Source organism: Nocardioides daejeonensis (genome assembly GCF_003194585.1).
In the GTDB taxonomy this organism is placed as follows: domain Bacteria; phylum Actinomycetota; class Actinomycetes; order Propionibacteriales; family Nocardioidaceae; genus Nocardioides; species Nocardioides daejeonensis.
In genome coordinates, this window is sequence record NZ_QHKZ01000003.1 from 114359 (window position 1) to 135605 (window position 21247).

Annotated in this window: 19 protein-coding genes and 1 riboswitch; of the genes, 10 read left to right on the top strand and 9 right to left on the bottom strand. The window is 69.8% G+C overall.

What is annotated here, in order from left to right:
- The first annotated feature begins 28 nt into the window (after nucleotides 1–28).
- Both DNK54_RS08690 and DNK54_RS08695 read left to right on the top strand, forming a co-directional pair.
- Nucleotides 29–928 (top strand): AraC family transcriptional regulator, encoded by a 900-nt coding sequence (locus DNK54_RS08690; protein WP_239460005.1) that lies wholly within the window; start codon nucleotides 29–31, stop codon nucleotides 926–928.
- Between the two features lie 3 nt (nucleotides 929–931).
- Nucleotides 932–1339: a BCD family MFS transporter gene (locus tag DNK54_RS08695; protein WP_162602368.1), complete on the top strand. Its 408-nt coding sequence runs from the start codon at nucleotides 932–934 to the stop codon at nucleotides 1337–1339.
- 7 nt (nucleotides 1340–1346) lie between these two features.
- Here the strand turns inward: DNK54_RS08695 and thrC are convergent, their stop codons facing one another.
- Nucleotides 1347–2630, bottom strand: a complete 1284-nt coding sequence (gene thrC / locus DNK54_RS08700) for a threonine synthase (RefSeq protein WP_110206588.1) — start codon at nucleotides 2628–2630, stop codon at nucleotides 1347–1349.
- 11 nt (nucleotides 2631–2641) lie between these two features.
- Nucleotides 2642–2779: riboswitch (SAM riboswitch) on the bottom strand.
- A gap of 111 nt (nucleotides 2780–2890) precedes the next feature.
- Here thrC and otsB point away from each other — a divergent pair.
- Entirely contained in the window at nucleotides 2891–3715 is an 825-nt protein-coding gene (otsB, locus tag DNK54_RS08705) for a trehalose-phosphatase (RefSeq protein ID WP_110206589.1), read from the top strand.
- Between the two features lie 226 nt (nucleotides 3716–3941).
- Here the strand turns inward: otsB and DNK54_RS08710 are convergent, their stop codons facing one another.
- Nucleotides 3942–4409 carry a LytR C-terminal domain-containing protein gene (locus tag DNK54_RS08710; RefSeq protein WP_110206590.1) on the bottom strand — a complete coding sequence of 156 codons (468 nt, stop codon included), beginning with the start codon at nucleotides 4407–4409 and terminating at the stop codon, nucleotides 3942–3944.
- Between the two features lie 8 nt (nucleotides 4410–4417).
- Entirely contained in the window at nucleotides 4418–4714 is a 297-nt protein-coding gene (locus tag DNK54_RS08715; protein ID WP_110206591.1) for a DUF3263 domain-containing protein, read from the bottom strand.
- A 205-nt stretch (nucleotides 4715–4919) separates the two neighbouring features.
- Here DNK54_RS08715 and DNK54_RS08720 point away from each other — a divergent pair, with 205 nt between their 5' ends.
- The 3 genes from DNK54_RS08720 to DNK54_RS08730 are packed head-to-tail and all read left to right on the top strand — an operon-like array spanning nucleotide 4920 to nucleotide 7767.
- A complete protein-coding gene (locus DNK54_RS08720; RefSeq protein ID WP_110206592.1) occupies nucleotides 4920–5324 on the top strand; it encodes a Crp/Fnr family transcriptional regulator in 405 nt (134 codons plus the stop codon).
- A 17-nt stretch (nucleotides 5325–5341) separates the two neighbouring features.
- Nucleotides 5342–6364 carry an adenylate/guanylate cyclase domain-containing protein gene (locus tag DNK54_RS08725; RefSeq protein ID WP_110206593.1) on the top strand — a complete coding sequence of 341 codons (1023 nt, stop codon included), beginning with the start codon at nucleotides 5342–5344 and terminating at the stop codon, nucleotides 6362–6364.
- On the top strand, nucleotides 6361–7767 hold the full coding sequence (locus DNK54_RS08730; RefSeq protein ID WP_110206594.1) for an alpha,alpha-trehalose-phosphate synthase (UDP-forming): 1407 nt from the start codon (nucleotides 6361–6363) through the stop codon (nucleotides 7765–7767). The genes DNK54_RS08725 and DNK54_RS08730 overlap by 4 nt, the downstream gene beginning before the upstream one ends.
- Before the next feature lie 532 nt (nucleotides 7768–8299).
- On the opposite strand, the gene DNK54_RS08735 is transcribed toward DNK54_RS08730, so the two are convergent.
- Nucleotides 8300–9247, bottom strand: coding sequence for an alpha/beta fold hydrolase (locus DNK54_RS08735; protein ID WP_110206595.1), 948 nt, complete (start codon nucleotides 9245–9247; stop codon nucleotides 8300–8302).
- An 83-nt stretch (nucleotides 9248–9330) separates the two neighbouring features.
- On the bottom strand, nucleotides 9331–10443 hold the full coding sequence (rlmC, locus tag DNK54_RS08740; protein WP_110206596.1) for a 23S rRNA (uracil(747)-C(5))-methyltransferase RlmC: 1113 nt from the start codon (nucleotides 10441–10443) through the stop codon (nucleotides 9331–9333).
- Nucleotides 10444–10499: 56 nt separating this feature from the next.
- Between rlmC and DNK54_RS08745 the strand changes: the two genes are divergently transcribed.
- The 3 genes from DNK54_RS08745 to DNK54_RS08755 all read left to right on the top strand — a co-directional run bounded on the left by DNK54_RS08745 (nucleotide 10500) and on the right by DNK54_RS08755 (nucleotide 13419).
- Nucleotides 10500–11657, top strand: a complete 1158-nt coding sequence (locus DNK54_RS08745) for an acyl-CoA dehydrogenase family protein (protein ID WP_110206597.1) — start codon at nucleotides 10500–10502, stop codon at nucleotides 11655–11657.
- An 11-nt stretch (nucleotides 11658–11668) separates the two neighbouring features.
- The gene (locus tag DNK54_RS08750) at nucleotides 11669–12808 is read left to right on the top strand and encodes an acyl-CoA dehydrogenase family protein (RefSeq protein WP_110206598.1); all 1140 of its coding nucleotides are present in this window, start codon (nucleotides 11669–11671) and stop codon (nucleotides 12806–12808) included.
- 152 nt (nucleotides 12809–12960) lie between these two features.
- Nucleotides 12961–13419, top strand: coding sequence for a DedA family protein (locus tag DNK54_RS08755; RefSeq protein ID WP_162602369.1), 459 nt, complete (start codon nucleotides 12961–12963; stop codon nucleotides 13417–13419).
- Between the two features lie 5 nt (nucleotides 13420–13424).
- On the opposite strand, the gene DNK54_RS08760 is transcribed toward DNK54_RS08755, so the two are convergent.
- From DNK54_RS08760 to DNK54_RS08770, 3 genes are all read right to left on the bottom strand, one after another.
- Nucleotides 13425–14765: an FAD-dependent oxidoreductase gene (locus tag DNK54_RS08760; protein WP_110206600.1), complete on the bottom strand. Its 1341-nt coding sequence runs from the start codon at nucleotides 14763–14765 to the stop codon at nucleotides 13425–13427.
- 83 nt (nucleotides 14766–14848) lie between these two features.
- Nucleotides 14849–16981 carry a DEAD/DEAH box helicase gene (locus DNK54_RS08765; protein ID WP_204164486.1) on the bottom strand — a complete coding sequence of 711 codons (2133 nt, stop codon included), beginning with the start codon at nucleotides 16979–16981 and terminating at the stop codon, nucleotides 14849–14851.
- A gap of 305 nt (nucleotides 16982–17286) precedes the next feature.
- Nucleotides 17287–17793: a nucleoside deaminase gene (locus DNK54_RS08770; RefSeq protein ID WP_110206601.1), complete on the bottom strand. Its 507-nt coding sequence runs from the start codon at nucleotides 17791–17793 to the stop codon at nucleotides 17287–17289.
- Nucleotides 17794–17896: 103 nt separating this feature from the next.
- Between DNK54_RS08770 and DNK54_RS08775 the strand changes: the two genes are divergently transcribed.
- Nucleotides 17897–19315, top strand: coding sequence for a hypothetical protein (locus DNK54_RS08775; protein WP_110206602.1), 1419 nt, complete (start codon nucleotides 17897–17899; stop codon nucleotides 19313–19315).
- A gap of 79 nt (nucleotides 19316–19394) precedes the next feature.
- Here DNK54_RS08775 and DNK54_RS08780 read toward each other — a convergent pair whose 3' ends face one another.
- Nucleotides 19395–21068 (bottom strand): alkaline phosphatase, encoded by a 1674-nt coding sequence (locus DNK54_RS08780; protein WP_110206603.1) that lies wholly within the window; start codon nucleotides 21066–21068, stop codon nucleotides 19395–19397.
- Nucleotides 21069–21247: the final 179 nt, after the last annotated feature.

Consider the following 21247-nt stretch of genomic DNA (forward strand, 5'->3'; position numbering starts at 1 on the left):
GAGGCTAGCCTTAGTTACACTGCCTGCTGTGTCGCGCAGAAGTCAGATGGTGTCGCTGAGAGGTCCGTCGACGCCGACGCTCGCCCCGCCACGGGCAAGCACCGTGGGCGAGATCACGGTGGAGAGCTATGGCTACGGCCTCGGTCCGCCGAGCGGGCTGCTGGTCTTGCGCTATCCGCGCGCCCGCACCACCCCCGACTTCCCGGAGAGCCGCGACGACTTCCTGCACCAGGTGCTCTGGTCGCCCGACGGCGTACTGCGAGTGCGCCGCGGCGGCGCCTCCCGCTTCGTCTCCTCCGGCGAGATGTTGTGGATACGCCGCGGCGTCGTCGCCGAGGTGCAGGGACTCGGCTCCCAGACGGTGCTCCGGATGTGCCTGCGCAGCGCGCCACCCGCACTGACCTCGCTGCCTGCCGCAGCGCTCACTCCCGAGGGCACGGCGGGGGCACGGCTGCTGGCGATCGCACAGCCCGGGGTGGACGAGGCGGCCGGGCTCCGAGCCCGCGCCGACATCCTGGACCTGCTCACCGAAGCACCGGCCGTGGGGATCGAGCACGAAGCGGTCGGCGACACCCGCGCTCAGACCGTCGCGCGGGCTCTTCTAGCCGATCCCGCCGATGCCACCGGGCTCTCCGCCTGGGCCGAACGGCTGCACGTGAGCCCCAAGACCCTCCAACGCGATCTGCAACGCGAGTTCGACCTCACCTTCACCGCGCTGCGCACCCAGATCCGGCTGAAGGCAGCGGTCGCTCTGCTTCACGACCGGTCGGTCACCGAGACGGCGCACCTGGTGGGCTATGCGAGCGCATCCTCGTTCGTGGCGGCGTTCACACGCGAACTCGGCCGCACCCCGGGCAGTCTCGCCGACCCCGCCACGTCTGAGTACGCCGACTCATGCGCTTCTGAGCCCGCGGCGGCGAGCATATGAGCCATGGCCTCTATGGACCCGTTCCCCGCTCAGACCCGTAACCCCAAGGACCGCCCCGGCCGGCGCATGCCCTGGCTCTGGGGCGGCCTCGCCGCCCTCATCGTCCTCGGCATGCTCTCCCCCGTCGCCTACCTCTGGCTCAGCGGAACCCCGCTCATCGACGAGTGGCAGTGCGTCGACGGAGAGCGTCCCGTGCTCACCCCCGAGGGCGGGAGCTACTGCCAGGACGAGGACGACAGCGAGCTGCCACCGGGCCACCGGTGGGACCCGCTCGGCAACCGCCCATTCGTCTGCGAGGACAGGTGGGGATGGACGGAGGTCCGAGCCGATGACCCGCATCCGGACCGACGCGAGACCGACTGTCTCCGCAAGGGCGACCCGATGCCACAGGGGTGGCATCGGGTCGACTAGCGGGATTTCAGCTTCCGAGCCCCGAGGCCGCGAAGGCGTCGTACGACGGCGCGATCGTCGCCGCCGGACCGACCTGGTCTGAGACCGCGTCGAGGGTCTTCAGGCCCATGCCCGTGTTGATGACCACCGTCTCGAGCGTGGGGTCGAGCTGCCCGGTCTCGACGAGCTTCTTGAGCACGCCGACCGTCGTACCGCCCGCGGTCTCGGTGAAGATGCCCTCGGTGCGAGCGAGCAGCAGGATGCCCTCCCGGACCTCGTCGTCGGTGATGTCCTCGACGGCACCGCCGGTGGCCCGGCAGATGTCGAGCACATAGATGCCGTCGGCGGGGTTGCCGATCGCGAGGCTCTTGGCGATGGTGTCGGGCTTGACCGGCCGGATCGCGTCCACGCCCGCCTTGTAGGCGACCGAGACCGGCGAGCAGCCGGTTGCCTGCGCACCGAAGATCTTCACCGGCTTGTCCTCGACGAGGCCAAGCTTGACCAGCTCCTGGAACGCCTTGTGCACCTTGGTCAGCTGCGAGCCCGAGGCGACCGGGATGACCACCTGGTCCGGCAGCCGCCAGCCGAGCTGCTCAGCGATCTCGTAGCCCAGCGTCTTGGAGCCCTCGGCGTAGTAGGGCCGCACGTTGACGTTGACGAACGCCCAGCCCTCCTCCTCGGCAGCGATCTCCTGGGCGAGCTTGTTGACGTCGTCGTAGTTGCCGTCGACGGCGACCAGTGAGTCGGTGTAGACGGCGGAGTTGACCTGCTTCGGCTTCTCCAGGTTGCTCGGGATGAAGACGACGGTCTTCATCCCGGCGCGAGCACCGGCCGCCGCGACCGCGTTGGCGAGGTTGCCGGTGGAGGGGCAGGCGAAGACCCGGGAGCCGAACTCACGTGCCGCGCTCAGCGCGCACGCCACGACCCGGTCCTTGAAGGAGTTGGTCGGGTTGGTGGAGTCGTCCTTGACCCAGAGCCTCTCGATCCCCAGCGCCGCAGCGAGGTTGTCGGCCTGCAGCAGCCGGGTGAAGCCGGGCTCCATGTTGGGGCTGGCTGCGATGTCGGCAGGCACCGGCAGCAGCGCCTGGTAGCGCCAGATGTTCGCGGGGCCGGCCTCGATCTGCGCACGAGTGATCGCCGGGAAGTCGTAGGCGATCTCGAGCGGACCGAAGCACTCCGGACACGCGTAGTGCGGACCCAGGGCGAGCTGGTGACCGCATTCGCGACAGGAGAGGGCGACGGCGTTGCCGAAGGCGCCTTCGCGAAGACCGGTGCTGGCCTCGACGGCCGTGGGCTCGGACAAAATGCTCATGAGTACCCTCCTCCTCATCTTCCCCGGGCGACTGTCGCCTCGGGCCGGAATTGGCACCGTTTCCACGACTGGCGGCCGGGGCCGTCAGGAGACTCGTGGCGGTTGCCGGGACTTCACAGGGCCGTTCCCTCTGTCCCTCTCGATGAGCAGCGCCCACTTTACGACCTGCGTCTCACGATGCGCACATCGGGTCCGCCATACGGGACGCAGGAGGGGCGGGTGCAGCGGGGCATCGCCAGGTGACGTGACAGGGTGGGTGCATGGAGTTCCTCTCCCCTGAAGCCTCCGCGCGGTACGCCGCCCTGGTCCGGGCCCTGCCCGAGGTGGCGGTCGGGCTGGACTTCGACGGCACGCTGGCACCGATCGTCGCGGATCCGGCGCAGGCTCGCATCCATCCCGACGCGCCTGCGGCACTGGCCGCGCTCGCCGGCCGGGTGCGCAGCCTGGCGCTGGTCACGGGTCGACCGGTCGAGCAGGTGCTGGGCCTGGGCGACCTGGTCGCGCTGGGCGCACGGCTCGCCGAGGAGGGCCGCGTGCTGGAGGTCTACGGTCAGTACGGCAACGAGCACTGGACCTCCACCGGAGGGCACCTGCGCCGCCCCGTGCCGCCCGCCTCGCTCGGGGAGTTCGTGCAGGAGTTGCCGGAGGCACTCGACGCAGCGTCGGTCTCCGACGCCCACGTGGAGACGAAGCCGCTGGGAATCGCGGTGCACACCCGCCGCTCGGCAGATCCGGAGGCTGCCTTCGAGCGCCTGCTGGACCCACTCGCCGATCTAGCGGCCGACCACGGCCTCGACGTCACTCCCGGCCGGCAGGTCATCGAGGTCCGCGCCCCCGGGCTCGACAAGGGTGACGCCGTACGTCGGCATGCGGTTGAGAGCGCCGCCGCCGGCTACCTCTTCGCCGGCGACGATCTCGGGGATCTCGCCGCAGCCGCCGCCGTCGCCGAGCTCCGCGCCGCCGGCCTCCCCACCTTGATCGTCTGCGCCGCCTCCACCGAGGAGGACCGTCTCCGCTCCGTCTCCGACGTCGCCGTCCCCGGCGTCCCCGGCGTCATCGCCTTCCTCCGCTCCCTCACGTCCTAGCCGTCGAGTAGCCACTTTCAACACGTTGAGTAGCCACTTTCAACACGTTGAACAGCGAGGGTCGCACTCCCACGCGCACGACGCAGCCCACCTCGTACGGCGTCACGAGGGCAGCCGCGCATCCTCGCCGGGCCTACAACCGAAACTGGCGTCTCGACACACCGAAACTGGCTACTCGACCTGCCGAAACTGGCTACTCGACGTGCTGAAGCTGGCGTCTCGCCGGCTAGCTGGTGAAGTCGGGAGTGAGGATGACCGTGAGGCGGTCGAAGCGCATGGGCGCGACCGCAGGCATCAGGCGCGTGATGCCGAGGTCCTTGCCGAGAAGGCGGGCGGCGCGCTCGAGGCGCGGCGGGAAGTAGACCGTGGAGGCGGGGATGGTCCCGCGCCAGTTGTCGGAGCCGACGACCTGCCACCCGGCATCGGTCGCGGTCTTGGCGGTGCGCCCGGCGAGGCCGGCGACGTTGGAGTTGTTGTAGACCTCGACATAGATCGAGCCACGCTTCACCGGCGGCTTGGTCTTGCGCGGCTTCTGCGTGGGCTCGGGGTCCGGCGTGGCAGGCGGCGTCTCCACCGTCTGGCCAACCGTCTCCGCACGCCCCTGCGGCTCGTCGTCGTGGGTGGCCACGAACGCCACACCGGCGATCGCGACAGCCGCGACGCTCAGCATGACCAGCGGGGAAGGCAGGGCCATCGGAGGACTCAGATCTCGAAGCCGAGTCGGCGCGCCGAGCGCTGCCGCTGGCGAGCCGAGCGCAGTCGACGCAGCCGGCGCACCAGGAGCGGGTCGGCCGCGAGGGCCTCGGGCTTGTCGATCAGGGCGTTCAGCACCTGGTAGTAGCGCGTGGAGGACATGTCGAACTTCTCCCGGACAGCCTGCTCCTTGGCGCCGGCGTACTTCCACCAGTGGCGCTCGAACTCCAGGATCTCGGCGTCACGAGCGGAGAGCTCGCCCTCGAAGGCGGCGTCACCGGTGGCGATCGACTCTGCGGCGTCCATCTGTTCGACCCCTCAAACACTGCGCGGCAATTGGCTTCCGCCCGGCAGTCTACGACGTCGAACCACATCGATGTGATTCGACGCTGGCGTGTCCCAGATCGCGCCGGCCGATCCCTGGAATCACTGGACACCTGCGCAGGCCCGGACGAAGATTCCCCCGGGAGGATCAGCCGGGCCACCAGGGCCCCATCGGAAGGATCCGTACATGAGTGACAAGACGAACACGGAGCGTTTGCGCAGCATCGACCGGTTCGCCACGCTGACCGACGACGAGGTGCGCCTGATCGCGGAGCGCGGCACTGCCGTGAACATCCCGGCGGACTGGTCGTTGATCTGGGAGAAGACGCCGGCCGACAAGGCCTACCTGATCCTCGAGGGCGAGGTGTCGGTACGCCGGCAGGGCGAGGAGATCGCTCGGCTCGGCGCCGGCGACACCGTGGGCGAGGCCGCGATCGTGGGCCACAAGCTGCGGAGCGCGTCCGTCGTCTCCCTCACCCCGTTGAAGGTGCTGCACTTCACCTCGGAGGCGGTCCGCGAGCTGCTCGACGGCGTACCCAAGTTCCGCGACGCGCTCGAGGAGACCACGCGTGAGCGCCTCGGCAACGGCTGAGCCGATCGGCTGAGCACATGACGGAGCGCCTGGCCGGGGACGAGGATCTCTACAGCGCCTTGGAGGTCAACCTGCTCGGTCAGCGCCCGTACCTGACTCGGGTGCAGGTCGCAGAGCGCAGTGGCGTCAGCATGGAGCGCGCACACGAGCTGTGGCGCTCGCTCGGCTTCCCGCCCACCACCGACGACGAGATCGCCTTCGTAGACACCGATGTCGAAGCGCTGCAGACACTGCAGTTACTGGTCGACAGCGGCCTGCTCGATGAGCAGAAGGAGATCGCCCTGAGCCGCAGCATGGGCCGCAGCTTCGCCCGGCTGGCCGAGTGGGAGGTCGCCGAGATCGCCGACAACGTGCTCAGCGAGCTGGGCGATGTCGACCCGGCCCTGGTCGACACGGTCGCCGACCAGGCGCTCCCGGCGATGGAACAGCTGCAGAACTACGTCTGGCGGCGGCATCTGGCGAGCGCAGCGGGCCGGCTGCTGCTGCGGGTCGAGAACGAGGAGACGGTCGGCCTGACGGTCGGCTTCGCCGACGTGGTGGGCTGGACCCGCCGGACCCGGAGCATGACCACCGAGGAGCTCGCCGCGATGGTCGAGCGTTTCGAGCAGGTCGCCACCACGACCGTCGCCGATGCGGGCGGGCGCATCATCAAGACGATCGGCGACGAAGTGCTCTTCGTCGCCGACGACCCCGCGGCAGCCGCGCGGATCGCCCTCACCCTGGCCGAGATGCACGGCCTCGACGAGGAGTTCCCCAAGGTCCGGGTAGGGCTCGGCCATGGCGAGGTGCTGAGCCGCTTCGGCGACGTCTTCGGCGAGCCGGTCAACATCGCCTCCCGGCTCACCTCCCTCGCCCGCCCCGGCCGGGTGCTGTGCGATCGCGGCCTTGCCGACGTGTTGCGGCACTCCGAGGAGTTCCGGGTGCGCTGGTGGCGCATCGTTCCGGTCAAGGGGTACTCGCGACTGGAGGCCTGGGCCGTGAAGCGGCCGAAGGCGCCGCGGGAGCACGGCCTGATCGAGTCGCTACGCTCACAGGTGTGACCGGAGCCGCGGACCTCGTCATCCTCGCCAATCGTCTCCCGGTCGACCAGGTGCAGACGTCGACCGGCGAGATCGGCTGGCGCCGCTCCCCCGGCGGCCTGGTCAGCGCGCTGGACCCGGTGATGCGCACCCACGACGGTGCCTGGATCGGCTGGCCCGGTGTCGCTGACAACGGGACGCCGCTGGCGCCGTTCGTCGAGGACGGACTGACTCTCGTACCTGTCGGGCTCAGCGAGCAGGAGGTCGAGGAGTTCTACGAGGGCTTCTGCAACGCCACCCTGTGGCCGCTCTACCACGACGTCGTGGCGCCACCGGAGTTCCACCGCGAATGGTGGGACAGTTACCGGCAGGTCAACCGGCGGTTCGCCGAGCGCGCCGCAGAGATCGCCGCCCCGGGAGCCACGGTCTGGGTACACGACTACCAACTGCAGCTGGTACCCCAGATGCTGCGCGAGCTGCGGCCGGACGTGGCAATCGGCTTCTTCCTGCACATCCCGTTCCCACCGCAGGAGCTCTTCAGCCAGCTGCCCTGGCGTCGAGAGCTGCTGGAGGGCCTGCTCGGGGCCGACCTCGTCGGCTTCCAGCGCGCCGGTGCCGCCGCCAACTTCGTCCGCATGGTCAAGTCCCTGGTCGGCCTGCGCACCCACCGGACCCTGGTGCAGACCGACGACGGACGGTTCGTGCGGGCCGCCGCCTTCCCGATCTCGATCGACGTGCAGCACTTCGAGACGCTCGCCGGCAGCGACTCGGTCGTGCAGCGAGCCGCGCAGATCCGCCAGGCGCTCGGCAACCCGGAGCGGATCCTGCTGGGCATCGACCGGCTCGACTACACCAAGGGGATCCACCCCCGGCTCCGCGCGTACGCCGAGCTCGTCGCCGAGGGACACTTCCGGATCGGGGAGAGCATCTTCGTGCAGGTCGCGACGCCCTCCCGCGAACGGGTGCAGCAGTACCAGGTGCTGCGCGACCGGGTCGACCAGCTCGTCGGCAGGGTCAACGGCGACCTGGGAGTGATCGGCCGTCCGGCCATCTCCTACCTGCACGCCTCCTTCCCCCAACACGAGATGGCAGCGCTCTACCGGGCCGCCGACATCATGGTTGTGACCCCGTTCCGCGACGGCATGAACCTGGTCGCGAAGGAGTACGTCGCCTGCCGGCTCGAGGGGGACGGCGCCCTGGTGCTCTCCGAGTTCGCCGGCGCCGCCGACGAGTTCAAACAGGCCTGGCTGGTCAATCCCTACGACATCAACGGGATGAAGGCGACGATCCTGGAGGCAGCCGGCGCCGACGAGAAGGAACGGTCGCGACGGATGCGGGCGCTGCGCCGCACCTTGCGCGACAACGATGTGTCGCAGTGGGCCTCCACCTTCCTCGGGGCGTTGGCCGAGACTCGGGATGCCTAGAGATCGGCGTCCGGAGCCGCCGCGCTCAACGCGCGCGGCCCCACACGGTGTCAATCGCCTGCGTAGTCACCGACGTTGAACGGCACCGTCTTTGCGCTGGTCGTTGTTAGCGCGAAGCGTCCGCCCGTCCTCAGCGTTCCCGAAGCGCTCCTGGTGAATCCAAGTTCAGGATCAATCATGGCAACCGCCTGTTCACCATGGGGTCCGGTGATGGTGGACCGTGCTCGCGGTCTGGAGATAGAGCAGGCCAGCAGCAGTCGACACACGAAGTCGGGTGCCGTCGGTCAAAACACGGAGGTGCCGCGGCCACGCCGGCAGCGAGCCACCAGCGTGAATCGTGAGCCGTAGGGAGGTGCCCGGTGGAAGCACGGGCGCTGGCCGCGAGTCGCTGAGCGAGACATCTGTCGACCCCATGAACCAGTCAGGCGTGGCCATGTCAACGCAGAGTAGCGTTCAGGGGTCGCGGCCAGGAGATCTTCGCCTGAACTTCAGCAAGGCGACAGGGCGCGGAGGCCTCCGTGGCCTTGCCCCGCTAGAGGCGACCGAGCCAGTCCAGCAGCACCTGGTTGGTGACGTCGGGCTGCTCCTGCTGCACGTGGTGACCGGCCCCGGGAACCACCACCTCGGTGAGCTGCGCAAACAGGGCGCGATCGACCTGGGTGAACTTGCGCACCGGGTCGTGCTCGCCGATGAACAGCAGCGCCGGTTGCGTGATCGGCACCCCCAGCCATCGTGCCTCGAACGCCCAGTCGGCATCGGCGGCCCGGTAGGCACCGAAGCCGCCCGCGAACTCCCGGCCGACGCCGCCGCGCCGGAACCCCTCGACGTACGCCGCGAAGTCGGCCTCGCCGAGCCACCGCCAGGGCAGCGGCGGCGCCGGGGCGAGCGCTTCGAGGTAGCTGGCTGTGCCAGCGGCGCCGAAGACGGAGAAGTAGTCACCCTCGGCCGAGAGCGCCCAGAGCAGGCGCCGGAGGAACTCCTCGGCGTTCCCGCCGCCGAGGTCGCGCTCGGCCACACCGGGGGCCTGGAAGTAGTGCAGGTGCAGGAAGTGCTGCGAGCCCAGGCTCGCCCACACTCGTGACGGCGGCGCTTCCTGAGGGAGATCGGCGAAGGGCACGGTGCCAGCCACCGCGCGCACCCGGTCGGGGTGGTGTCGCGCGAGGTTCCAGGCGTACTTCGCGCCGAAGTCCTGCCCGATCACGACCGCCGGCTCACTGGCGAGGGCGTCGATGACCGCCAGCAGGTCCTGCTCGATCGCCTCGGTCGTGTAGGGCCCGCTTGGGCGATCGGAGCCACCGTAGCCGCGGGTGTCGAGGGCGACGACGGTCCAGCCCGCGGCAGCCAGCGGCGCCATCTGGTGGCGCCAGCTCCACGATGATCCCGGGAAGCCGTGCACCAGCAGGCAGAGCGGACCTTCGCCGGCGACTTGGGCGCTGACCTGGACGCCTGTGGGGAGCGCAATCTCGCGTGTCTCGACCATGGCGTCACTGTGACGGATATCGACAGCGTTGTCTGCCCTGCTCTCGCCCCATCGCCAGCTCGGCGGTCCCGCACCTGCAGAGCTCAGCGCCGGCGCAGCAGCGTGACGACCTCGTAGTGCGGGGTCTGCGGAAACATGTCGAGCAGCCGCGCCCTCATCGGCACGAGCGAAGGCATCTGCTCGAGGTCGCGGGCCAGGGTGGTGGCGTTGCAGGAGGAGTAGACGACGGTCTCGACGCCGGAGCACTCGAGCCAGCCCGCCAACTCCGTCCCGGTCCCTCGTCGAGGCGGGTTCACCACGACCAGCTCAGCCGCCGTGACCTGCCTCTGTGCCCACGCCGTGGCGTCAGCGGCCACGAACTCGAGGGCGCCCGGCAACGCAGCGGCCGAGAGCCGCGCAGAGGCGATCGCCTCGGCACTCACCTCCACGCCGACCACCTCGCGGTCGGGAGCAGCGCAGTGCAGAGCGAAGCCGCCCACCCCGCAGTAGAGGTCCCACATCCGATTGGGCGCGGCCTCGGCGACCCAGTCCGCCACCTGGCGGTAGAGAGCGGCCGCAATCTCGGTGTTGGTCTGGAAGAAGCTCTGCGGTCGCAGATGCAGGTCGAGCCCGTTGACGCGCATCGTGAGCGACTCCCCGTGCAGGACGATCTCCTCCGGGCCCTCCAGCACCGCCTTGTGCTCGGGCTGCAGGTTGACCGACACCACGGCGAGCTGCGGCAGCCAGGCCAGCAGCGCGGGCAGGTGCTTGCGGATCCGGAGCAGCGACTCAGTCGAGCGCAGCACGAACCGGGCCATCAGCGCCCCGCCGGGCGCCACGGTCACCAGCAGGTACTTGAGCTCGCCCCGGCGCTCCCCCACGTCGTACGGCGTCACTCCGGCGAGCGTCACGAAGCGGGCCAGCACATCGAAGGAGTTGCCGAGGTCGGGCTCGTAGAGACCGCAGTCGCGCAGGTCGACGCCGACCCCCGCGCGGTCCGCGATGCCCAGCACCGGGGCGGCGACGGTGCCGGTGACGACCATCTTCGCCTTGTTGCGGAAGCCGTGTTCGGGGCCGGTGATGCTCGGCGCCCAAGTGACGCTCGCGGGAAGCAGCGCGCGCACCGACCGTTCCTTCTCGCTGACCTGGGCGGCGTACGGCTGACCCATGAGGGCGCAGGAGCGGCACCGGCCGGAGAAGTAATGCACGCAGTCCATTTCGGGCACAGCGTATATCCGCCAAGATGGGCACACGCGACCAGGAAAGGTGCCCCATGCAACTGAAGCTGTCGGCAGAGGACGCGGCGTTCCGCGAGGAGCTCCGCACGTTCTTCACCACGCAGGTCCCTGCGGAGATCCGGGAGGCGGTGCTGGCCCGCAGAGAACTGACCAAGGACCAGTTCGTGCAGAGTCAGCGGATCCTCAACGCCGCCGGCTACGCCGTGCCGCACTGGCCTGTCGAGTGGGGTGGCCGCAACTGGACCGAGCTGCAGCGCCATCTGTGGCACGAGGAGATGCAGCGAGCCGGCGTACCGGCGCCGTTGGCGTTCAACGCCTCGATGGTCGGGCCGGTGATCGCTGCCTTCGGCAGCCAGGAGATCAAGGAGCGCTTCCTGCCAGCGACCGCCAACCTCGACATCTGGTGGAGTCAGGGCTTCTCCGAGCCCGACGCCGGCTCCGACCTGGCCTCGTTGCGCACCACCGCGGTCCGCGACGGCGACCACTTCGTGGTGAACGGCCAGAAGACCTGGACCACGCTGGGACAGTACGGCGACTGGATCTTCTGCCTGGTGCGCACCGACGCGGAAGTCCGCAAGCAGGCTGGCATCTCCTTCCTGCTCATCGACATGACCAGTCCGGGGCTGGAAGTGCGCCCCATCGAGCTGATCGACGGCGGCCACGAGGTCAACGAGGTGTGGTTCACCGACGTCCGGGTGCCGGCGGAGAACCTCGTGGGCGAACTCAACAAGGGCTGGGACTACGCGAAGTTCCTCCTCGGCAACGAACGCGTGGGCGTGGCGCCCGTCGGCGCCACCAAGCGAGTGCTGGCCGAGGCGAAGAAGTGGGCAGCCGAGGTGGGGCAGCTGGACGATCCGCTGACGGCGGCCCGGATCGCCGAGCTGGAGAACGACCTGCTCGCCCTGGAGCTCACCGCGGTGCGGGTCGCCGCCAACTCGGCCGACGGCAAGCCGCACCCCGCCTCCTCGGTGCTCAAGCTGCGCGGCACCGAGTTGCAGCAGGCGGTCAGCGAGCTCGCGCTCGATCTCGCCGGGCCGGCAGGACTCTCCTGCTTCGCCGGTGAGGGCGCCCTGGCGCCGGAATGGTCGCGTCGCTCGACGCCGGTCTACCTCAACCTCCGCAAGGCCTCCATCTACGGCGGCTCCAACGAAGTGCAGAGGCAGATCATCGCCCGCACGATCCTCGGACTCTGAAAGGCGACGACATGGACTTCACATTCGATGACGAGCAGCAGGCCCTGCGCGAGGCCGTGCGAGGACTGGTGGGCAAGCGGTACGGCGACTACGAGACGCGGCGCCGCACCGTCGCTGGGGAGCCCGGCTTCGACGAGGAGCTCTGGCAGCGGCTCGCGGAGATGGGCGTGCTCGGCCTTCCCTTCGCCGAGGAGGACGGTGGCGTCGGAGCCGGTCCGGTCGAGGTCGGCATCGTCGCCGAGGAGCTGGGCCGCGTGCTCGCGCCCGAGCCCTACGTGGCGGCGGTGGTGCTCGCCGGTGGCCTGGCCGCCGAGCTCGGTACGCCGGAGCAGCGGTCCGCGCTGATCGGCCCGCTCGCCGCGGGCGAGACGCTGCTCACCTTCGCGCATGCCGAGGCCGGTAGCCGTTGGCAGCCGACCGCGCAGGCCGTGCGCGCCGAGCGCGACGGCGACGGCTGGCGGCTGACCGGCACCAAGGAGCCGGTGCCGCACGGTGTCCGAGCCGACCAGCTCCTGGTCTCCGCCGCGCTCCCGGACGGCGGCACCGGACTCTTCTGGGTGACCGGGGACGCCGAAGGACTGAGCCGCACCACAAGCCGCACGATCGACGGCGGGCGCAGCGCTCGGGTCGACCTCGAGCGGTGCCCGGCTCAGCCGCTGGGTGCAGGCGGTGACGCCACTGCCGCGATCGAGCGGGCCCTGCACGCGACGCGGGTCGCAGCCGGCAACCAGGCGGTCGGCACCATGGAGTCCGCGCTGCGGATCACCGCCGGCTACCTGACGAGCCGCAAGCAGTTCGGAGTCACCCTCAACACCTTCCAGGCGCTGACCTTCCGGGCTGCCGACCTCTATGTGGCACTCGAACTGACCAAGAGCCTGGTCGGGTGGGCCACGATGGTCGAGGCGGAGGATCCCGACAGCCTGGCTGACGCCGCCACCCGTGCCTCGCTCCAGGTCTGCCGCGCCGGGCGCCTGATCGGCCAGGAGGCGATCCAGCTGCACGGTGGCATCGGCATGACGGCGGAGTACGCGATCGGCGCACACACTGCCCACCTGGTGGCGCTCGAGCAGTGGCTGGGCACCGGCTCCCACCACCTCGGCGCTCTGGCCGTCACCGTCGCCGACCACGCCGAGGTGGACCCGATCCGCTGACCCGAACCGACCACGACCCCGCGCCAGCCTGCTGTAGCGCGGGGTCGTGGTCGATTCGGCAGCGTTGTGACGTCGAGCTCCGACGACGGCACCGCACCCAGTAGGGCAACCCCGGGTCCTGATGCCTTGGCTGGACCCTGGACGATAGGTGCGTGCCTGACTGGCCCGTTGTCCCGCTCTTCGGCTTCCTGTTCGCACTCGCGTGCGTGCGGGGAGGAGCGACGTACGCCGTCGGCCGCGGGGTCCGGGGGGCCGCCGACCGCCGCACCCACCTAGCCGAGAACCCGAAGGTGCTGCGCGGCGAGGTCATCGTGCGCAGGTACGGCGCGCCCGCGGTCGCCGTCTGCTTCCTGACCGTCGGGCTACAGACGGCGGTGCTGGCCGCCGCAGGGTCGCTGCGCATGCCGCTGCGCCGCTTCCTTCCAGTGTTGGCGATCGGAGCGGTGGCGTGGGCGACGATCTACGTGACCATCGGCTTCGCCGTCGTCGAGGCGATCTGGGGCGGCCGGGCCTGGGTGCCCGTCGCCGTCGCCGCCGGCCTGCTTCTTCTCGCCTGGCTCGGGGCCCGTGCTCGGCGCCGCTTCACCGCCTCCGAAGGCGATACTCCCTGACTGCCTCAGCCGCGAGCAGCGCGAAGCATCTCGCCACGCGGCACGACCTTGATCCGCTCGCGTCCCTCGGCCTCGCCCAGGCCGAGCTCGTGGGCGTCGAGGCGCAGCCAGTCCTCGTAGGTCACCACGTCGACGCCGCGTGAGACCAAGTGGTCGATGATGCCGTCGCGACTCGGGTGCTCCGGTGCCGGGATGCCGTCGAGGTCGTCGAGCAGGCTTCGGATCGTCTCGGCCGCGTCGGACTTGGTGTGACCGATGAGCCCGACCGGCCCCCGCTTGATCCAGCCCGTCGCGTAGACGCCCGGCACCGCGACACCGTCGAGGTCGAGCACCCGTCCGGCCTCGTTGGGCACCACCCCAGCAGCGTGGTCGAAGGGCAGGTCCGGCAGGTGCGTCGAGAGGTAGCCCACCGCCCGGTAGACGGCCTGGACCGGCGTCACGACGTACTCGCCGGTGCCGACGGCGTTGCCGGTGCCGTCGAGCCGCGTCCGTTCTGTCCGGATCGCTTCGACCCGACCGTCACCGAGCAGCTCGATCGGCGCGTGGCAGAGGTGGATGTGGATCCGGTGCGGTGCCTCGGTCGGCGTCGCCTCGAGGTACTTCAAGAGGGTGTCCACGACCAGCCGAACGCCCTTGTTCGAGCTGATCGTGGACTGACTGGCCTCGTCGACCTGGAAGCCGTCCTCCTCCACGAGCACATCCACGCTCGGGGAGTGGGAGAGCTCGCGCAGCTCCATCGGCGAGAACTTCACCTGCGCCGGTCCGCGCCGTGCGAACACGTGGACGTCCTTCGCCCGGTTCGCCGCCAAACCGCGGCGGACGTTGTCGGCGATCTCCGTGGTGAGCTGCTCCTCGACCGGCTTGGCCAGCATCCGGGCGACGTCGAGGCCGACGTTGCCGGCGCCGATCACCGCCACGGACTCCGCCTCCAGCGGCCAGTCACGTGGAACGTCGGGGTGTCCGGCATACCACGAGACGAAGTCAGCGGCCCCGTGGCTCCCGGGCAGGTCGATGCCGGGGATCTCGAGAGGCCGGTCGGCGACGGCGCCGGTGGCGACGATCACCGCGTCGTAGTAGTGCTGGAGATCGGCGAGCTTGAGGTCGGTGCCGTAGTCGACGTTGCCCAGGAAGCGGATACGCGGGTTGGCGAGCACCCGCCCGAGAGCCTTGATGATCTCCTTGATCCGGGGGTGGTCGGGCGCCACGCCGTAACGGACCAGCCCGTATGGCGCGGGCAGCCGCTCGATGATGTCGACCTCGGCCGCCGCATACTCCTTGGTCAAGATGTCGGCGGCATAGATGCCGGCGGGGCCGGCACCGATGACGGCAGCGCGGATCGAACGCATACGAGACTCCCTTGGATCGAACTAACCAAGGTAAGCCTTACCTAATTTAACTCCGGAGCCAACGTGACTCCGGACACGTTCGCTCAGCTGCGGGCGGCGCGCTGCCTCAGGGCGTCCTCCAGCAGGCCAGCCAGTGCCTCTACCTGGATGTCGGCGGAGGCGACGATCTCCTCGTCCGATCCGTCCAGCGCGCGGGCCGCGAGGCTCGCCTTCGAGTCGATCAGCTGGGCGATGCGCGCGTCGATCGTCTGGGCAGCGATCAAGCGCCAGGCGGTGACCGGCTCGGTCTGCCCGATCCGGTGCACCCGGTCGATGGCCTGCGTCTGCTCGGCGTTGGTCCAGGAGAGCTCGGCGAGCACCACGTTGGAGGAGACCTGCAGGTTGAGGCCCACGCCGGCAGCGGTCAGCGAGCAGACGATCACCTTGACGTCGGGGTCGGAGGTGAAGGCGTCGATCTGGTTCTGGCGCGTGGTGCTCGACTGGTCACCGCGCACACTCGCGTAGCGGATGCCGCGCTGGGCGAAGTACTCCTGGGCGGCGTCCATGACGTCGATGTGCTTGGCGAAGAAGACCACCTTGCCGGTGCTGTGCGCCAACTGCGCGGCGTAGTCGGCTGCCATGGTCACCTTGGCACGGCCGATCTCGCGAACCATCGCGAACACATTGGCACCGCTGCTGGCGTCGTTGGCGTCGTTGACCTCCCAGCTCGCCACCCGGCGGACCAGGTCGACGTCGACGACGGTCCGGTCGACCTGCTCCCCCGCCTTGGCGGCGCGGGTGGCCATTGCGGCGTCGTAGCGCTGCATGAGGCGGGTGGCCAGCTCCCGCTCAGCGTCGCGGATCGAACGGCCGAGTGCGCCCTCCAGCTCGACGGGCAGGTCGGCAATCCGGCGGGCCGGGATGTCGGAGGCGACGTCGACCTTGCGGCGACGCACGATGCCCATGTCGACCACCGCCGAACGGGCCGCCGGATAGAAGGCGTGGTCGATCGGCGTGAGGCCGGTGCGCTCGAGGGCCGCCATCAGGGGCCGGGTCGGCACCTTCTGGTCGATCCAGCCGAGGAACTCCCACACGGCACGGAAGTCGTCGATGTCGTTGATCAGCGGCGTACCGGTCAGCGCCATCATCAACGGGTTGCCGGTACGGCGCCGGATCCGGTCGGCGATGTCGAGCACGTTGCGCGAGCGCTGCGACTTGCGGTTCTTGATGAAGTGGGCCTCGTCGACCACCATGCCGCGGAAGCCGTGGTTGCCCATCCAGTCGACGTGCCTGTCCAGCACCTCGTAGTTGATGACGACGATGTCGGCGAATCCGTCCATCGACTCGCCATCGCCGTGGATGACGGTGACGGAACGGTTCGGCGTCCACGCCTTGGCCTCACGTGCCCAGTTGGTCTTCACCACGTTGGGAACGACACACAGCAGCGGGTAGGCACCGGCCGCCTCGGCCGCCAGCAGCGCCTGGGCGGTCTTGCCCAGACCCGGCTCGTCGGCGAGCAGGTAGGTGCGGTGCCCCTTCGCCGCGGAGGTGATCACCTGAGCCTGGTGGAGCATCAGCTCGCGGCCGCCTGCGGTCTTGGTGGTGAGCGGCTCGGGCAGCTCCATCGAGGAACGCGCCCCCGCCTTCGACTGCTCGAAGGCGTTGAGCAACGGCTCGATCAGCTCCCAGCCGATCAGCCGCCGCTCCTGCGGCATCTCCACGGGCGGCACGTACTCCGGCATCTGGAACGGCCGGGAGAGCTGGGCGGCGAGAACGCTGCGCGGGGTCACCTGGCGCTCATGTCGTGCAGCCAGCTCGGGGTCCTCCGCGGCCGGCTCCGGCTCGGGAGCCGGCTCCATGCCCCCAGCCACCTGCATCTCCCGCATCAGCCGCTTCGCGGAGTCGGAGATCTCGGCCTCGTCGGCGAGCAGGTGGAAGAACTGCGGCTCGCGTGCCGCGGTCTGAGCGAGGATCGTGGCGATGCCGTCGAGCCGCTTCAGCTGACCGTCACGCTGGGCGTCGGTGAGTCCCGCGTCGCTCTTGACCCGCTGGCGCTCGTCGCGGGCCAGCAGCGCGATCACCTGGAACTTGGTGTGCGTGCCGTTGCTGATCTGACGACGCTGGACGTCGTGCTCGACCTCGCGGACGGCTTTGGCGAGCACGGGCAGGATGCCCTCGTTGTCTCGCTGCTTGCGCTGTCCACGCTGCCCCTGGCGGGCCTGGCGTCGCTGTGCCAATCGACTCTCCTCGTACGTCGCTCATGCGACCGCGGCCCACCACGAGGGTGAGCACCGAACTGCCCGGACCCGCGAGGACTGCTCGCTAGCGACAGTGCGATCACGGTGACCGCCTCCGAGAAGGCTCAACGAGGAGCCCAGCGAGGTCGATCAGGATCCGGCAACGAAATCATGCTACCCGACCACACGGCGTGGGTGTGATTTGCGCCGACTCGGTGCCGTCGAGTCGCCACCTTCAACACGTCGAAGTGCCAACTTCAACACGTCGAGTCGCCAGCTTCAGCGGTCCTGGCCTGGGCCAGCGCTCAGCCCAGGACCAAGCGGGCGTGCTCGCGATGGACCCCGCGCATCACCTCGGCGAGCTCCGGCTCCGGGCCGAGCACCTCCACCAGCGGGGCGACCTCCTGGGCCGGGATCGCGGCGACCGGGCCGTCCGGCCAGCCGAACTCGCGACGCCACGCGGTGAGCTGGGCCGCGGAGGCGGCGTACACGATCCGGCCGAGGCCGACCCAGCCGTGGGCCGCGGCGCACATCGGGCAGTGCTCCCCCGAGGTGTAGACCGTGGCCCCGGCGCGCTCCGCCGTCGTGAGGTTGGCGGCAGCCCAGCGGGCGAGCTCGAACTCGGGGTGCCGGGTGTGGTCGCCGCCAGAGGTGCGGTTGATGTCCTCGGCACGCACCTCCCCGGCACCGTCGACGAGGAGTGAGCCGAAGGGCTCCTCCCCCGCAGCAAGCGCCTCCCGCGCGAGTTCCACGCAACGCCGGAGGTGGACGAGATCGGTGCCGGTGAACCCGGCCGAGGACGTTCCGGACATGGACCAGAGGGTAGCGCCGAAAAGCGCGTGCGAGGGGCAAACGACGCCCTACCATCAAGCGTCCGCTCGGCGTCTCGGGGCGCCCCGACCCGAAGGTCACGCCATGCCCAGTCTCGTCCGCGCCGCGCTCATCGCTCTTCTCGGCCTGCTCCTCGCAGCAGGAGCTCCCGTGGGCGTCGCCGCGGCAGGAGCGGAATGGCGCCCGCCGCCAGAGGCACTGGCCAAGGCTGGCCCCGCCGACCCGTGGCTCGGCTGGGGCTACCAGGACTTCTCCGGCTTCTGCTTCTTCTGCAAGCGCTATCCCTATGAGAACTGGACCTCGCCGGACCCCTACGAGCTCGGCGACGACTCCCAGGGCCGCCTGGTCGTCGCCCAGGTGCGCGAGGACGGCGTGACGCTGCGCCGGTTCACTTCGGTCAAGCGATCGGCGGTAGCCGTGAGCGGAATCAAGGCTCCGCGGGGCTGGTCCGTCGGCGGCTTCCACTTCGGCTCCGACGACGCGTGGTACCTGCTGCTGATGCGCGCCAACCTCAAGGAGCAAGACGGGCGCGCAGTGCTCCGCATCCGTCGGTACGACGACAGGTTGCGGCTCCTCGGCGAGGGTTCGCTGAGCGGGGGCACGGCTCAGACCTACCGTCCGGGCGTCTCGGGCAGCGCCGACATGGCGGTGTGGCGGGGACGCCTGTTCGTGCACCTGCCTCAGGAGGGCTACGCGGACGTGGGTGGCACCCACCACCAATGGAGCATCGTGACCGAGACCGACACCGCCACGATGCGCACCAGGTTCGTCACCAGCCCGGCCTCCCACTCGTTCGCACAGTTCGTGCGGGCCACTGACGACGCGCTCGTGGTGGGATCGCACGGCGATGGATCCCCGCGCGGGGTCGGGGTCGAACGGATGCGCGAGGTCGTCGTGGACGGCGTACCGGAGTGGGACAGCTCGTCGTGGACGCTGTTCGGCGCCCGCGGTGGTGCCGGCGACAACTTCACCGGCACTACGCTCAACGGCTTCGAGCTCGCCGGCGAGCGAGCACTGGCGGCAGGGGTCTCGGTGCCGCATGCGCGCGCGGTGAAGGGTCAGACCGGTCGCTCGACCAAGCAGCGCCCCAACCTCTACCTGGCTGTCACCGACCTGGGTACCGAGCGCACCACCTTCCGCTGGCTCACCAACAAGTCCCCCGCGCGCACCAGCGCCATCGTCGGCCAGCCGCGGCTGGTACGCCTCTCCGCCGACCGCCTGGTGCTGATGGCCAACATCAGCACCGGCAGTGCCGACCGCAACACCGACTACTACCGGCGGCGCAACAAGACCGCCTACTGGCTGCTGGACGGTCACGGGCGCACGTTGGCCAAGCGCACCTGGCGGGGGCAGTACATCCCTCTTGCTCAGCCGGTGCTCCACGAGGACCAACTGGTCTGGGTCGGCCAGTTCCGGCGGCTCGGGGATCATGCCAAGGGCGGCCCGCGGCTCGCCGCACTCGACCTGCGGAACCCCGCTGCCCCGCGCCAGCTGACCCGCTGAGACGGGGTGCCGCTGCTCCGGGCCCGACAGGAGCGACGTGCCCACGTCACGAGGACGTGGGCACCCCAGCGGCTCCTGGCTACTTGGCGACCTTCACGCTCTGCTTGGCGGTGGCCGATCCGCCCGCGCCGGAGGCAGTGACGACGACCGTCACCTTCCCCTTCTTGGCCTTGCCCTTGAGAGTGACGACGCCGCCCTTGGCCGTGACCGACTTCTTGGCGAGGGTCTTGCCTCCCTGGACGAGCGTGACCTTGACCGTAGCGGCGGCCGACGCCGCGGTGACGATCTGGACGCCCTTCGTGGCGAGCACCTTCCGGCCGACTTTCTTCGCCGTCGCGATCGAGGCGGCAGGCTTGGCTGCAGTCGGCGTGCCGCCGACCTCGCTGGGCGTGCGACCGAGCATGGTCAGGTAGAGATCGGTCTGGTCGATGACGCCGGTGACGTTGGCGGCTTGCGGGCCGGAGGCGGCGACCCGGATCTGGGTGCCGGTGTGGTTGGAGCCGGAGACCGCGGTCGAGTAGGCGACCGTCAGCGGGTCGCCGTCGGCGGTCTTCACGGTCGCGGTCTGGCGACCTTCGTTCGGACCGCCGACGATCTGCGTGGAGTGCCCGTGGTCGCCGGTCACGATGATGAGGGTGTCCGGGTGCTGCGCCTGGTAGTCGAGGGCGACCTGCACGGTCTCGTCGAGCGAGGTGAGGTCGCCGATCGCCCCGCAGATGTCGGAGGCGTGCTCCTGCTTGTCGATCATGGCGCTCTCGGCCTGGAGGAAGAAGCCCTTCTCGTTGTCGAGGAGCTCGATGGCCTTCTTCGTCATCTCGGCGATCGAGGGCTGCGCGCCCCGCTCCGCCGGTTCGCAGCGGGTGTCCTGGCCACCTGCGCCGCCGGCCTGGGCCACCAGCGGCTGGTACATCGGCGTCATGTTCCCGCCGCTGAAGAGGCCGAGCACCGGTCCGTCCTCAAGCGAGGTGACGGCCTCAAGCGCCGCCTTGTCCTGCACCAACCGGTAGTCGTGGGTGCTCGTCGCGTAGTCCTTGACGCTCGGGCCAGCGTCGGTCGCCTGGTTGAAGCGATTGAGGCCACCACCGAGGAGCACGTCGATCTCATTGTCGACCAGCTGCTCGGCGATGGAGCCCTTGCCGCCCTCGGACTTCTTGGCCGCCACGCAGTTGCTCATGTCGGCCGGTCCCTGGCAGGCACGCGCGTTGATGTGCGCCCCAGCCGCAGCCGGGGTGGCGTCGGTGATCTCCGCGGTGGAGACGTTGCCGACCAGCTTGCCGTCGGCCTTGTACTGCTCCAGGACGGTCTCGTAGTCCTCACCCGGAACGGTGGCCGCGGTGCTCGGCCCCTGCGAGATCCGGCCGTCGACGGTCTTCTTGCCGGTGGACCAGGCTGAGGCGGTGGGGGCCGAGTCGGAGACGTAGGCGATCGGGTAGTCCGGTCCCTCTCCGACCTTGTAGCCGTGCGTGGTCATAGCGCCGGTGAACGGCAGCGCATCGAGGGCCGGAAAGCGGCCGCTGGCTCCGTGCTCGTAGTCGCGAGCAGCCGTGATCATGGAGTCATCCATGCCGTCACCGATGATCAAGATGACGTTGCGCGGCTTCGACGAGTCGATCTGAGCGGCCAGGTCGGCCGACTTCTCCAGGGTGTTTCCCTGCGGGTACTGCGTGAGTTCCGCCTGGGCCGCGATGGTCCCGGCGAGGACGAGGCCGGCCGTGGCGCTGGCAGCCAGCATGAAGCGCTTGCGTCGATGCATCGACGTTGTTCCTTCCTTCGGTGGTCTGGACCAGACGCAACCGGAGTCGAGCGACCTGGCGGCAGCCCGCGCCCGACGAGTCGGTGACGACTCGGCAACGGGCTCGTGACGCACCCACCGACCGGCTGGGAGGGGTTTCGGCCCAGCGACACCGGGTACGACGAGCCTGGTCACCCCGC

What these genes read in the sequence shown, in the direction of transcription:
- DNK54_RS08695 (WP_162602368.1), top strand. Translation starts at nt 932, where the DNA reads ATGGCCTCTATGGACCCGTTCCCCGCTCAGACCCGTAACCCCAAGGAC.
- thrC (WP_110206588.1), bottom strand. Translation starts at nt 2,630, where the DNA reads ATGAGCATTTTGTCCGAGCCCACGGCCGTCGAGGCCAGCACCGGTCTT.
- otsB (WP_110206589.1), top strand. Translation starts at nt 2,891, where the DNA reads ATGGAGTTCCTCTCCCCTGAAGCCTCCGCGCGGTACGCCGCCCTGGTC.
- DNK54_RS08710 (WP_110206590.1), bottom strand. Translation starts at nt 4,409, where the DNA reads ATGGCCCTGCCTTCCCCGCTGGTCATGCTGAGCGTCGCGGCTGTCGCG.
- DNK54_RS08715 (WP_110206591.1), bottom strand. Translation starts at nt 4,714, where the DNA reads ATGGACGCCGCAGAGTCGATCGCCACCGGTGACGCCGCCTTCGAGGGC.
- DNK54_RS08720 (WP_110206592.1), top strand. Translation starts at nt 4,920, where the DNA reads ATGAGTGACAAGACGAACACGGAGCGTTTGCGCAGCATCGACCGGTTC.
- DNK54_RS08725 (WP_110206593.1), top strand. Translation starts at nt 5,342, where the DNA reads ATGACGGAGCGCCTGGCCGGGGACGAGGATCTCTACAGCGCCTTGGAG.
- DNK54_RS08735 (WP_110206595.1), bottom strand. Translation starts at nt 9,247, where the DNA reads ATGGTCGAGACACGCGAGATTGCGCTCCCCACAGGCGTCCAGGTCAGC.
- rlmC (WP_110206596.1), bottom strand. Translation starts at nt 10,443, where the DNA reads ATGGACTGCGTGCATTACTTCTCCGGCCGGTGCCGCTCCTGCGCCCTC.
- DNK54_RS08745 (WP_110206597.1), top strand. Translation starts at nt 10,500, where the DNA reads ATGCAACTGAAGCTGTCGGCAGAGGACGCGGCGTTCCGCGAGGAGCTC.
- DNK54_RS08750 (WP_110206598.1), top strand. Translation starts at nt 11,669, where the DNA reads ATGGACTTCACATTCGATGACGAGCAGCAGGCCCTGCGCGAGGCCGTG.
- DNK54_RS08760 (WP_110206600.1), bottom strand. Translation starts at nt 14,765, where the DNA reads ATGCGTTCGATCCGCGCTGCCGTCATCGGTGCCGGCCCCGCCGGCATC.
- DNK54_RS08770 (WP_110206601.1), bottom strand. Translation starts at nt 17,793, where the DNA reads ATGTCCGGAACGTCCTCGGCCGGGTTCACCGGCACCGATCTCGTCCAC.
- DNK54_RS08775 (WP_110206602.1), top strand. Translation starts at nt 17,897, where the DNA reads ATGCCCAGTCTCGTCCGCGCCGCGCTCATCGCTCTTCTCGGCCTGCTC.
- DNK54_RS08780 (WP_110206603.1), bottom strand. Translation starts at nt 21,068, where the DNA reads ATGCATCGACGCAAGCGCTTCATGCTGGCTGCCAGCGCCACGGCCGGC.